Origin of the sequence: Chloroflexus sp. (assembly GCF_034432675.1) — a bacterium.
Lineage (GTDB): Bacteria > Chloroflexota > Chloroflexia > Chloroflexales > Chloroflexaceae > Chloroflexus.
Genome location: NZ_DAOUBI010000025.1, coordinates 1 through 13,981, shown reverse-complemented (window position 1 = coordinate 13,981; position 13,981 = coordinate 1). Strand labels below are relative to the sequence as shown.

Sequence of the window (13,981 nt, the reverse complement as noted above, 5' to 3'; positions counted from 1 at the left end):
GTAGGAAAAAGGCAGTATCACATACGAGGCCGGTACCGCTCTGCACGCTACCTCTCACCAATCTGGTGGGCGGTAGCGTGCAGATTGGGGTAGGGAGCCAGGAAGGCTAGCGCCACGTTGTGCTACCGGGCTTCTCTCATTGACTGCACAACCTCCACTGCCTACTTCTACGGAAGGGCTTCCCCACCGGTGCTGGCACCTGTGCCGGGGTTCCCGATGAATCCGGCCGGACGTGTACACAAAGCAGCGTAGATCGGCGCAAAGGCCGAGGTCGCCATGCTCCCAGCCGGTGTGTTTCCGCTACTTGCCCATACACCGAATGTCATGGCAATTCCCTGACCTACTACGGTGTTGGTCGTGATATTGCTGATCCGGTTGATAATATTCCGATTGCCGATGGTGATGATACAGTCGCTGACCGATCCGCTAATGCTGACCTCGTGCTCGCCGGTGATCTGCTGCATTGCCCGCCTGCTCTGCTTAAGCTTAGGCACGACAGTGCGTACTGTGGTCGCCGCCGGAGGCGTGTGGTCGGTGGAAAAAGCACTTGCCGGTGTCGCGCAGCGACACCGGACAACCGTGAACGGGCCACTCTCTTCAACATAGTCAGCTCCGGCTCTTGGTGCCATAGCGTTGTAGCACTGCCGGCACCACCTGCCACTCGACTATCTCACGCACGACGAAATATGAAGTAGGTGGAGAGATCGAACGCGCTGATATAGCCGATGCGGTTATCTGCCTTGCTCACACAGTCAGTTGATCAGCGCCTGGGCAACGATGGAGTAGGAACCGGCTCCAATGTACGCCACCTGCTACTTGCGACAGACGGTCATAATCAGCCGTCCACTTTCAGTAGCGAGCAGCGCAGTTGAGTCTGCTGCGGCAATGTTTGTCCGACAACCTGCAGCTGATGCACCGAGGTTCGGCGAGTACGCGCTAGCGTGGCAGGCAAGGCCTAACACCAGTAGCTGTTGCGCTGGCAGATCGTGCAGTGCCGTGACCGGATCGACCTGGCTAAAGTTGGTGCCGGGCATGACCTTCCCGGCCAGATCGAGGCAGGCGTGTTGGATGGTGAGGCGATAGGTGTCGTCGGTACTGTACTCGCCATAACTGCTGAAAAAGCGCAGCATGGTATCAGCAGCAGTTGTGTATTGGGCAAATGCTATCAGCGTCGCCGGGATTGCAGAGCGGCTAGCAGCGCCATTGTTCAGCCGGGGAATCTGTGATGAGAGGGAGCCGCAGTAACGTGAGTTGTGTAGCATCTCGGTCTCTGTTGTGGCGTCGGGAGAGTGATCGGTACGTAAAGCTGGGGTGGGGAATTGGTAACTGCTAACCTCGATCAGTAGTGTGTGTCCGTGGTTGAAGCTCATTAGGCATGCGAACATCAAGTTGGTATGTTTTGTCTTTGAGAATGCAGTATAGCACACGTGACTGTATAGATGCACAACCGTCATAGTTGAGGAACGTTACCCCTCACGTCGCACGGTATGCGATCAACAACACACCGCATATACGTCTACCAAAGGTAGGAAAGAAGGGATTGGCTGGTAGTCACAGACAATCCTAGCGTATTGCGATGACCGGTTACGAGCAACGTTAGCACTAACCAGTCGCATCCGATACGAAGCACAGCGGATGCGCGAGGTAGATAAACAACACGCCAAGCCAGCGATATGGCGCTTACTGCACGTGGTCGGCTGTTTATTGCCTGTCATAGGCCTTAGATGTGTGATTCCAAATCGAGTTAATCCTTCCGCAACCATTTCAGCGCATTCGCACTCTCTTCGTGCAAGTGGCAGTTTCTACTGCCGACGGTGAGTATATCTGCGTGCACAAGTGTGACGTACCCTGAACAATCCATGCTGTATGAAGTACAAAAGCCATACATCCGCCCTAGTCATGTTGAGCGATACCAATCCACGGCAAGTGCCAGTCCATCGGTCATCGGCGGAGTGGCATCCTTTAACTGACGGTGTCATGTGGTGAGTCGAACGACAGCGATCCTACTTGCCGTTCCTCTTCCATCAGGCAATTCATTACCTATAGACAAGTGTCACATTATACTAAGCAAGTAGGAAATGTGTCGATATGCATCTGTAGAAGTAAGGCATGTATCGTCACTATGTTGCTATGCCAAAAGTCTGTCATGGTATGGCTGTACGTGCAGCAATCTCGAGACCAGATTATCGGGCCAGTATATGGGACGTTTGGTAATCTGTTTAAGCGAATGACCGAGGTTGAACATACACGACGGGAGCAGCGGATTTATTGGTAGGGGCGTATGATCATGGCACCTACCGGTTTGTCGAGATATAGGCAACATAGTCTAGCGGGGGAGTGGATGGAGGGGGGCTGCGTAGCGAAGGGGTTAGCCGCCGCTCCACCCGTTCAATCCCCGCACAGCGACCGGCCCAAACCCAAGGTAATCACAGGCGGTGAGTTGATAGTAGACCCCATCGACTCGCCCCTGCACGGCGTTGTCCCAATCGTAACGCCGATGCAGGTGGCCGTAGATGCACGCAGCCGCACCGGAGGCAGCGATGCGACGGGAAAACTCGGTTGGTTGACGATTGACGAATGGGGGAAAGTGGATCATCACAATCAACGGTTTGTTCACAGCCAATGTCTGGCCGGCAGCCAGTGCCCGTTCCAGTAAACCGAGTTCACGTTGATAGATCGGAAGATCGGTTTCAGTAAACCCCGGGGTTTCCGGAGTAATCCAGCCGCGCGTTCCACACAACACGGCCTCGCCAATGTCAAGAGCATCGGCCCCGATCAGGCGCAGGCTGGGTGGCAGATGGCGTCGGATCGAATTCACTCGGCGTGGACACCAGTAATCGTGATTACCCCGGATTAACACCTTTGTGCCGGGTAGGGCATCGATCCACTGAAGATCAAGCAGGGCATCGGGCAATTTCATTGCCCAGGAAATATCACCAGCGATCAAAACCCAATCGGTTGCAGTGACCCGCTCCCGCCACGCCTGCGCAATCCGTTCGGGATGATCTTTCCAGCCGGGGCCAAAGATGTCCATCGGCTTGGGACGAGCAAATGAAAGATGGAGATCAGAAATTGTCCAGATCATAGCGTTTGATGATAACAGGCATCCCGTTGCAATGCAACTGATACTACCATGCGATCCGCGCATTGCGGTGCGTGGATGTACACCCCGCTCGCACCCCGGCTCCTTTCCTGCGCTGCGGGAGAGGCGGGACAGCAGAAGGGCAAGCCAGCCCCCGTAACGTGCAGGGAAAGCGCTGCAATCCGCACCGGTTCGTGAGCACGGCTGGCGCAGCAGCATGGCTGCCGCACTCCAAACCACGCGACACGTGCATAACGAGCGGATACGACAATCCATCCAGCACGTGCTGGCACGGCTGGAGCAGCGCACTGCCGCCGGGCCAGTCGCCCACAACAGCACCTATAACAATCATACCCGCTGATACGCACATGGTTGACACCAGTTGTGGGTAATGTATAGCGGGGAGGGCAGACGTTTGATCCAGGGCTTTCTGATAGGGTAGACGTTGGGTTCGTTCATCGGTCCTGGCCGTCCGTGAATGCCGCCAGGGCGGGAGCTTGCGCTTGGCTCCTCCCTCCAGCAATGGTACCGGCACCGTGCGCACCGGAGGCGTGCGCTCCCAGCTCCCGGCTGGGGAGCACGCCCGTCATCACGCCCCCGACCAGCTCCGGCACGCGGGCAATGCAGTATGCGAGTTATGGGTAATGCATAGCCGCTGGGGGGAGGAGCTGGGGTGGAGATGTATCCCTTCACCTCACCTTCCAGCCCCCGTTCCCACTGGGGTAGAGAAGCGAGGAAGCAGTGGATAGCGTGCTCTGTATCGTGCTCGCCCACCTTCCTGGGAACCGGGAGCGCGAGCCTCTGGCTCGCATGACCACACACACTGAATGACGGAACGCACAGCGCTGTGCGTTCCGTCGTGCATTGAGGAGGGAAGGTGCCAGTTCTATCTCATCACCAGTGGGATATACACCTTGTGGTTGGGAGGTGATGGTTCGGTCGTCGGTGTTGTAGACGTCGCCGTCGCCGTTGGGGTCGCCGTCGCCGTTGGGGTCGCCGTCGCCGTTGGGGTCGCCGTCGCCGTTGGGGTGGCGGTCGCCGTCGCCGTCGCCGTTGGGGTCGCCGTCGCCGTTGGGGTCGCCGTCGCCGTCGCCGTTGGGGTCGCCGTCGCCGTCGGCACAAAATTGGCTGTCAGGACTCGGTTACTCGTGGCGACGAAGCTGTAACTGGCTGTTGTTGCAACAACTGTTGCCCCTTCTGTCCAGTTTACAAAGGTGTAGCCGCTGGCCGGGGTTGCGTTCACAGTGACGGTTGCGCCGTGCAGATAGGTACCGCCACCGATCACTGTACCGCTACCAGTTGGGGCAGCCTGCACGGTGATCTGGTACTGTGGCCGGGCATCGACGTGGATGGCGAATGCATCCTGCGCGGCCAGGGTGTAGTTGACGATCTGACCGCTGGCGTCGACCTCAATCAGCGCACTGGCCGGTGCCGGTGTGCTGGTACCGGGCAGGACACACTGCCCGCCCTGGAAATCGTACTTCGTCACGTCACAGTAGAAGCCGGCAGGCAGGCCGGTCTGGTAGGTTGTTGGTGCAGCTACCGATCCGTTGTTGATAGCGACAAAGCCCTTGTTGCCACGCCCAAAGGCAATATGGTTGGTTGGAATTCCCCCAATATTCTGCCAGTTTGTTACCGGCTCGCCGTGCGTGGTCTGGCGGAACTGCACCATATTGGCAATTGCCGGATAGCGATGCTCGCAAACCCACTTGCCGAGGTCACCACCGGTCACCGGGTTCGGGTACGTACCGGCACAATTGGCCGGATACTCGCCTGCGCTCTGCCCGGCGCCGTAGACTGGACGTGTATCGGCACCCAGCCCCGGCCCCCAGGTTGTACCACCATCGTTGCTACTCGGCGGACCGAGGCTGTCTCCAGTATTGCTGTTGGGGTCGGTCGTCCAGTAATAACTAGACATGATAGATGGGTGGCCGTAGGGGTAGGCCAGCGTGAAGATATTGGCCAGCACGTGCACCCGACCATCGCGATGGTCAACGACACAGCCACCACCGGGGCCGTGCCCGCGCTGATTGTCGTGGTTGTCAACGAAAATCTGGGCGAAGCGCGAGGGCAGCAGGTTCGTGGTGAAGTTTTGCAGATTGCTGAGCGATCCACCACAATTGAAGGTATTCCCGATCACGCTAATACTGTAGGCAAACTCGGTGACGTCACCGTAAGGCGTGTATTCCCAATCGCGTATCCGCTCATTGGGATCCATGTCAATGACTTCACTGAAGATGTACGGACGACCGCCGCCGGGGAGGGTCAGGCCATCGAGAATGGCACCGACCTCGTGCGCGGCCATGTGCTTGGCGGCATCAATGCGGAAGCCTTTGACACCGGCATTGAGCAGGGCTTGCAGGTAAGCACGCAGCTTCGTCTGCACAGTGCTCTTACCGGTATCGAGGTCTGGCAGGCCGGCCAACTGACAGTACCGGACCTGATCGCGATCACTGTAATCGCTAATCAAACAATCGGCGTGAAAATCATCGGGCAGGTATTGCGTCCCGTAAAATCGTGAGCCTGCCGGTTGCGACTGGTAAGTGGTACCGGCAGTGCCGGTTGGCGGCGTGCCGACCTGAATGTCGGCCATGTGGTTAATCACCGCATCGACAATGACAGCAACCCCGGCGGCATTACAAGCGTTCACCATCTGCTGGAACTCAGCCCAGGTACCGCTGCGGCTGGTGAAGCGCGTGGTGTCGTGGGTGACCGGTTGATACCGCGCCCACCAGGGGAAGTCGTTGGCCGGATTGCCACCCAGATCAGCGGCTGGCACAATATGCTCGTTCGGTGGCGAGACCTGCACCCCGGTATAGCCTTTTTGACCGAGGAAGGTACATTCTTTTGCCACATCACTCCAGCGCCATTCAAAGAGGTGGACAAAAACGCCGCCATTTGGTTCGATTGCACTATCTGCACTGGGAATGATCGTGATCAGGCCATCGCGCTGGTCATCATCGGCAGGATTACCGTTGATGTTGTAGCTGTCTACTTTCCACTTCGGCCCTTCGCCCGGCTTCTTGCAGTAGGTGGTAAAGCCATACGTTCCCGGTGCCAGCGCCTCCAGCGTCGCTTTGGGAATGGTCACCCGATACTCGTCGTTATTCCCAATGTCGGTGTTATAGATCATCGGCAGATCGGTCCACGGTTGACCGTAGCGACCCCAATGCAGGTAACATTCGATCCCTGCACCCTGGCCCGGTCCCGGGGTCACTCCTGCCTCGTAGACCTGCACGAAGACATCGAATCCAGCAGGGGTGAAATTGTTCTCATTGATTGCGTGAGCGACACCACCGCGTGGATACATCAACCCCACCCAATCGATGGTGCTCGGTGGCTCCATCGGCTGGGTCGAAACGAAGACGACCGTCGTGCGCGCCGGAATGGTAAAGGTGTCGGTTGCGTCGTTGAATGTCGCGCTCGCGATCACCGGATCGTCGTCAATACCGTTGGTGTTCAGTGGATGCAGAACAAACCCGTTCGCATTGGGAATGGTGATCGATTGCGCGACCTTGTTGGCGTTGAAGAAGACCAGAATATTCTCCCAATTCGGGTCGAGATCGGGCATGACCTGATCGGAGAGCCGCATTACCAGCATGGCATCGCGACTGTTGTCGGTGTTGTAGTGCGAAACACGGGCATTCACGTCGGCTTCGCTGGTCAGGCGGAAGAGCGGCGAACTCATACGCAGCCGTAATGTCTCGCGCAGATGTGCCGCCGCCGTATTCATATCGGCAGTAGTGGGATCGAGAGCCGTGTTGTTGAGCAAGGGGGTCATGATGCCCCAGCGTGAACTGTTATCCCAGGCCGGCGGCAGCCCACGCCCGAAGTTGTTCGCGCTGCGATCCCAGTAGACGCGGTTAAACCAATCGCCCGAATCGTAACTGTTGCGGTCGAGCGATTTCGAGCGCAGGATGTCCTGCCCCATATGGAAGAAGGGAATTCCCTGCGCCAGGCCGATCAGACTCACCCCCATATTCTGGCTGCGCACCCGATCACTCATTGTGGTGGTAGGAATGCTACTGCCGATCCAGCCCGGATTGCCGCTGCCGTCGCCGTTGGGCAACTTGAAGATGTTCTGGTCGAAGAGGGTCTCGTTATCGTGTTTTTCAACGTAGTTAATCGCTTCTTGCGGATCGTCGGTGAAGGGATTACCCTGCCCGTTCCAATCGGTACCGCTGCCGCGCAACGCTGAACGCAGCGTGTCCATGGTAGCGTGCAGATCGCTCTGGAAGCGGTTGGGGTAGTTGTAACCGTTCCAATCGTAGCTCAGACCGTTGATGAAACCCTGGCGCCGAATACCAACCGGGTCGGTGCTATAACCACCATGCGCTGCATCGCGAATAACATCGTTAAAGACACCGATACCGCTACCGGTCATGTTGTGCTTGTGCGCATAACAATGTGGGCAAACGGTCAGCCCTTTGTCTTTCGCTGAGCCGAAATCCCAGCCTTCGCCGTACAGGTAGATCGTGCTGCCATCAACGCCATGGGTAGAGAGGTTCAATGCCTGCACTGCTGATCGCACATCGAGCATGTTCTGGCGGGTATGCAGGTTCATCAGATCGAAGCGGAAACCATCGATCTTGTACGCAGTCGCGAAGCGCACGACCGTATCGATCATGAGCTTCCCCATCATGGCGTATTCGGTGGCAGTGTCGGCACAGCACGACGACTGGTAGAGCGTGCCATTGGTATCGTAGCGATAGTAGTAGCCGGGAACAATCTTATCGAGTACCGATTTATCATCTTGCCCGCTGGCGGCAGTGTGATTGTAGACCACATCCATCACCACGCGCAGGCCGTTCTGGTTAAGGGTTTGCACCAGCTCACGAAACTCGCGGATGCGCGTCACGCCATCCGGATCGCTACTGTACGCGCCTTCGGGAACACCGTAGTGGTATGGATCATAGCCCCAATTGAAACTATCGGTTTGCCGGGTTGTACCAACTGCCGCCTGGGGATTGCTCGAAGCCCGGTCGGTCGCCGGGTTGAACGAGATGGTGGGTTCGCTGCGCTCAGCAGGATTCTCGATCACCGAGGCGATATCGAAGGTTGGTAACAGATGAATATGGGTCAGACCGGCCTGCCGCAGTTGCAACAGATGGTTCATTCCGTCAGAGAGAGCCGTATTCGGATGAGGGCCGGCACCATCGTAGGTAAACGCCCGATACGTACCCCGATCAGCGGCAGCGACAGTGCTATCGTTGGCGCTGAAATCCCGGATATGCACCTCGTAGATCACGATGTCTTCAGGGTTAGCCAGTGTCGGCTTACTCAGTGTATCCCAACCGGCCGGCTTGAGATCGGCATCGTTGAGATTGACAAACTGACTCCGCACATCATTGGCAGCGGCACCGTCCTGCGAGAGGCTTACAGCGTAGGGATCGGTAACCAAATTCGTGACTACCGCATCGAGTGCCGGAACGTAGACCTCGACCGCGAAGAGATAAAACTGACGATCCCAACTGGCATCGCCGGTGACACTCCAGACGCCACTCGTCGGATCGAGTGTCATCGGGTGATCGGTGTAGGTCGTCGTCGTGGAGCTGGCAAAACGGCGGAGAGTAACCGTTTTCGCCGTCGGCGCCCACAGCCGAACCGTGGGAATTGCACCGCTGTAGCTTACACCCAGGGTTTGGGTTATCGCGTTGGCGGCATAGAGATCATCAAGTACTCCCTGAATCTGCACACGAGTGGCATCAATCCGGTTACCACTGCCATCGTAGGCGGCGACGACCAACTGCCCGCGCAACAGATACCGAGCGGCGTCGGCGGTCAGACCGGTCAGCAGGCGGGTGAGACCGGTTGCATTCGGATTCTTGCTATAACCGCTCACCGTCCCGCTGGATGTCAGAGGCAGATAACACGGTGTGGCTGGGGTGGGTAGCGTACACAGCGTCGTTTCGGCAGCCGTCGTCATCCCACCGTCGGGATCGTACAGCAAGCGAAAACTGCTGGCTGCACCACCGTTCCAGGCTATTGTTGCCAGATCGAGCCAGAGTGCCCGACTCTGCGCGGGAGTAATAGCGCTCGTTCCACTACTCACCGTGTAACTATAATTGCTCCCGCCGTTCGTATCGGCGTTAATCGTCATGAGATCGGCATCAGCGCCGGCAATACTGCTCGTATTGGCCGAACTGAAGACGTAATAACTGACCGTCGTACCGGCAGATTGGGCCGGAATCGTAGCGCTGAACGAACTACCGCTACCGGTCATCTGAACAACTGTTGAAGCACTCCAGTTACCATTGACGGCATAGCGAAGCCAGAAGGACTGTTGAACCGGTGGGGTACCGCTGGTCGTCGCGGTAACGGTTACCGCCTGACCGGCAGTTGGTACTGTCGGCGAACGACTCACCCCACTAATCGTGATCGGTGCAGCAGCGAGCTGAAAAACGACGCCACGCGTGTTGCCATCCCATTTGAAAACATATACGCTGTTATTAATGTGGGTAAAATTAAGATTACGCTCACTGCCGCCACCAGTGCTAAGGCCGCTAAAGATGGTGCCCAAAGTGATCGTATTTGGTGCATCTTTCCCGTACCACTGCTCAGAGTCTTTGAAGAATTTGAACTCAATTTGTGACAAACTGGTGTCATTTATCGGATTGCTTACGTAGATGTAGGTTCCGCCCAGGCTGGACGACATCAAGAGGGGACTCCAGGGAGTAGAGCCAAAGTTTCCTCTAACGGCTTCGCCGGCGGCGAGGACTGAGGGCGGTAGCAGGGTGACGAACAACCCGAAGACAATGAGGAGGGCAAGGAGTGTTCGCAGGCTACGATAATACATGGCACGACCTCTTTTGTGCGACTGAGCAATCTGACTTCGTTGGCGCTTGAGTTACCAGTGGAAAACGGCATTATCATACCATGATTTAATTTCTTACGCAATAGTATCGTTGACAATGAATTAAAAACATATCCTTGCCGTATCCCCCTCACCCCCTGATCGCCGCTCCTCTGGTGAGATCAGAGCGCGCTCCGCATCACGTCTCCCTCCCTTCGGCGGGTTTAGGGGCGGAAGAATATATAAGCTCACGCAACTTCTGCCGCATTAGGACGTCCCAGCGCGTGGCTCTGGTCTCTCCTCTCCCGTGCAACGAGAGCGGGGCCGGAGGTGAGGGCGTTTTTGCGTGGTTTCAGCCGGTGGCTGCAATTGTGGTCACGAGGGTAGTTGTTGCACCCGCAGCCTGTAATGCCGCCGCAATAACTGGTGCCTGATCGGAGGTCGTGAGTGCCAGCATCACCCCACCCCAACCGGCACCGGCCAGTTTAGCACCCAGTGCACCGGCAGAACGGGCAGCGGTGGTCAGGTAATCAAGTTCTGCCGATGACACGCCAATGTCGCGTAGCAATTCGTGATTGGTGTTGAGTAACCTTCCCAACGTTACCGCATCCCCTTCGGCAAGTGCAGTTCGTGCGGCAACGACCAGCTTTGCTACCTGGTCGAACAGTGCTTCATAGCGAGCAGGATCGGCTTGCCAGCGCTCACGCACAGCACCAACCGGTAATCGCGTCGGGCTTCGCACACCAGTATCACCGATCACCAGAGTTAGGGGAGTGCCAATGACAATCGGCTCGATGAGTGGTGGTTGATCAGGACGGCGTTGAAACCAGATAGGCTGTTCAAACGCAACAACGGTATTGTCAATGCCACTCGGCGTGCCGTGATACGCACGTTCACTCTCGTAGACGATGGCAGAAATCTCTGCCGGTGGCAGAGTTTGACCGCCGTAGGCCAACAGCTCTCGCACAATTGCCGTGGCAATTGCGGCGCCACTGCCCATCCCACTGGCAATTGGGATGGCAGAGCGAATTGTGATCTCGACATCCGCCGGTAGCCCGAATCGTTCAATGACGGTGATGACCAGCCTGCTGAGCGGATCGGTGGGCTGTTCGGCCACGTGCCACCTGCCACCGAGATCAGGGGCATGGATCATCGGCCCACGCCCGGCAGGAGATGGCGCTACGGTAGCCGTGGCGCGAATATCGGCTAGTGGCAGAGCAATCGCCGGACGACCGTAGACGACGGCGTGCTCGCCACAGAGGATGAGTTTCGCCGGTGCCGTTGCCATCGCTTAGCTGCGGATTGTAGCGCCCAGTTCCCGTTCGAGACTGGAAATGATCTTCTTGCGAATCTTCGCCAGTGTCTCGTCGAGCAGGGTGCGGTCGGGAGCCCGGAAAGTCAGGTGATAGGTAAGACTCCGCTTGCCTTCACCAACTTGTGGCCCACTGTACCGGTCGAAGAGGACCAGGCTCTCCAGGTATTCGCCGGCACTACGCTGAATGACGCTCCGAATCTGGGCTTCAGTCACCGTTTCGTCGGCAACAATGGAGAGGTCCTGCGTACTGGCCGGGAAGCGCGAAATTGGCCGGTAGACCGCCTGTCCGGCATGGACGAACAGGGTTTCCAGATCAATCTCGGCCAGCACGATGCGCGGTACCGTCACCTCAAGCCGGGCACGTACCTGTGGATGGGCTTCGCCAAGCACACCAACAACCTGCTGCTCAACCGCCCGTCCACGCCCGTCACGTTGCGTGGTGAGAACAAGCGTCGCTGAACGACCGGGGTGGAAGCGCTCGTCGTCGGTGAGCGGCACAAAGCTCAGTCGGTCGGACAGCCCAAGGCGTTCACCAAGCAGCTCGACAATCCCTTTGACATCGTAGAAATCGAGCCAGTCGCGGTCGGTGCTCAACCAGCTCTCTGGCTGGCGAGGACCGGCGAGAGCGATTGCCAGACGCCGAGGTTCGTCGGGTAGCCAGCGATCATTCTGTCCTGGCTGGGTCAGTGGGAGATACACCCGCCCGATCTCGAAGACTGTCGAGCGTTCGCGTTCACGGAGATTCATCGCCAGCGCTGCGGCAATTGAAGGGAGCAGCGAGCGGCGCAGGTAGACATGCTCTGGCGTGCTGGGATTGCTCAGCTTGAGGTAGCGATCAGCTATCGCTTCAGATGGGTGGACCCTGGCAACCAGCTCCATATCGATCAGCGAATAGGTGATCAATTCGGTCAGACCGGCGCCGGCCATCAGATCACGAACCTGCTCCTCAAGCTCGATAGCGCACTGGGTCGCCGGTGGCGGTAGCTCGTCGGCCAGTCGGGTATCTGGGATGCGGTCATAACCGTAGATGCGGGCAATCTCCTCGCACAGGTCAGCCTTCATGGTCACATCTTGCCGAAATGAAGGCACCTGCACGCGCACTGTCGGTTCAGCCGCCAGCATAGCAAAATCGCCGACCGTTGCACTTCCCACCACCGTACACCCAAAGCCAAGACGGCTAAGCATGTCGGCAATGGTATGGCTATCGAGGTGAATGCCGAGAAGCCGACGCACTTCGGACGGAGGTAAATCAATCGTCACCGACTGCCACGGACGTGAGTAGACATCGATGAAATCGGCGGCAATCGTTGCACCGGCGTAGAGACGCATCAGTTCGAGACAGCGACGCAGCGCGATAGGGGGCAACTCGTAATCTACCCCACGTTCAAAGCGGCGTGATGCCTCACTAGGCAGCTTCAGGCCACGGACGGTACGTCGGATCTGTACCGGTTCCCAGATCGCCGCTTCCAGCAAGACATTAGTTGTTGCCTCGCTTACCTCTGAACTTGCACCACCCATCACACCCGCCACCGCCAGCGGCCCGGTCTCATCGCAAACCAGCAGGGGCGGATGGGTTAAACCACTCTCGGCACCAGGAGTTAAATCACGGTCACGGTTATCGAGCGTGGTCAGACGTTCGCCAGGCTGGGCCAGCCGCACAATCAAATGACGATTGGCAACCCGGTCGGCGTCGAAAGCGTGGGTTGGTTGGCCCCACTCCAGCATCACATAGTTAGAAATGTCAACAATATTGTTAATCGGGCGCATCCCGGCATTGATCAGCCGACGCTGCATCCAGAAGGGTGACGGACCGATCTTGACGCCTTCTACTAGCCCGACCATAAAGCGCGGGCAGAGATCGGGGGTAAGCACGGTCACTGCGGCCCGCCCAATCAGCGAAGGACCGATTGCCTCAACCTGTGGTTCGGGGATATGCAGTGATGCACCGGTGAGGGCGGCGACTTCGCGGGCCACACCAACAATAGAGAGACAACGAGCGAAATTAGGCGTGAGATCAATTTCAAGCACTACTTCGCCTAAATAATCGCGTAACGGCATTCCGACCGGTGCGTCATCGGGCAAAATCAAAATGCCTTCGTGATCCTCACTCAACCCCAGCTCTTTCTCGGAACAGAGCATGGCATCGCTCATCACGCCACGTACCGGGCGGCCCTTGAGTTTTGTAATCACCCACCCTTCAGCGTGACCATCGTACAACTGCGCACCTTCGCGAGCGAATACCGCCTTGAGCGGATGGGTTAAACGCCCCTGATCACGGTACTGAAACAGATTGGGGGCACCGGTCACCACCGTATGGGGCTGTGCGGCACCGTAATTAACGTCGGCCAGCACCAGGCGATCTGCGTTCGGATGCGAACGAACCTCCAGGACGTTTGCCACCACGATCAGTTCGGGATCCCAGGGCAAAGGGGCACCTTCAACGCCGATACGATGAATCTGAGCGACCTCCATACCGCCAAAGGTCAGACGGCGGGCCAGTTCCTCGACCGGCAGATCAATTGTTACAAATTCTCGCAACCACGACAGTGGAACTCTCATATGCTCCTCGGTGTAGCAATCTGGCTGTTGCGATTGTAGCCATGGCCCTGCGGACTGTCAAGAGTGAGCACCGGGAAAGCGATAGTCTTGTAGCTCTGTTTTGTGGCATGGATTGGAAACCTGCTCCAGCCCCGCTATGCACAAAGTCTTGTGGTAGTAGAACTCATTTCAAAAAAAGCTGTGCTGTCGTGCGTCCAGACTGTCGCCCAGGCGTCTGAACGCTTGCCAATCG

The 13,981-nt window shown here is 57.4% G+C and carries 7 protein-coding genes; 1 reads left to right on the top strand and 6 read right to left on the bottom strand.

All coding sequences use genetic code 11. The annotated features are described in order from the left end of the window. Nucleotides 1–167: 167 nt before the first annotated feature. The 3 genes from VAE55_RS02170 to VAE55_RS02160 form a co-directional block, all read right to left on the bottom strand. Complete coding sequence (locus tag VAE55_RS02170) at nt 168–629, bottom strand: hypothetical protein (RefSeq protein WP_322814182.1); 462 nt, start codon at nt 627–629, stop codon at nt 168–170. A gap of 183 nt (nt 630–812) precedes the next feature. Next, complete coding sequence (locus VAE55_RS02165; RefSeq protein ID WP_322814181.1) at nt 813–1,262, bottom strand: hypothetical protein; 450 nt, start codon at nt 1,260–1,262, stop codon at nt 813–815. 1,106 nt (nt 1,263–2,368) lie between these two features. After that, entirely contained in the window at nt 2,369–3,085 is a 717-nt protein-coding gene (locus tag VAE55_RS02160; RefSeq protein WP_322814180.1) for a metallophosphoesterase, read from the bottom strand. A gap of 214 nt (nt 3,086–3,299) precedes the next feature. On the opposite strand from VAE55_RS02160, the gene VAE55_RS02155 reads away from it, so the two are divergent. Then, on the top strand, nt 3,300–3,443 hold the full coding sequence (locus VAE55_RS02155) for a hypothetical protein (RefSeq protein ID WP_322814179.1): 144 nt from the start codon (nt 3,300–3,302) through the stop codon (nt 3,441–3,443). Nucleotides 3,444–3,968: 525 nt separating this feature from the next. On the opposite strand, the gene pulA is transcribed toward VAE55_RS02155, so the two are convergent. The 3 genes from pulA to pheT form a co-directional block, all read right to left on the bottom strand. Further along, nucleotides 3,969–9,878 carry a pullulanase-type alpha-1,6-glucosidase gene (gene pulA / locus VAE55_RS02150; protein WP_322814178.1) on the bottom strand — a complete coding sequence of 1,970 codons (5,910 nt, stop codon included), beginning with the start codon at nt 9,876–9,878 and terminating at the stop codon, nt 3,969–3,971. A 349-nt stretch (nt 9,879–10,227) separates the two neighbouring features. Then, complete coding sequence (gene mvk, locus VAE55_RS02145; RefSeq protein ID WP_322814177.1) at nt 10,228–11,163, bottom strand: mevalonate kinase; 936 nt, start codon at nt 11,161–11,163, stop codon at nt 10,228–10,230. 3 nt (nt 11,164–11,166) lie between these two features. Beyond that, entirely contained in the window at nt 11,167–13,749 is a 2,583-nt protein-coding gene (gene pheT, locus VAE55_RS02140; RefSeq protein ID WP_322814176.1) for a phenylalanine--tRNA ligase subunit beta, read from the bottom strand. Between the last annotated feature and the right edge of the window lie 232 nt (nt 13,750–13,981).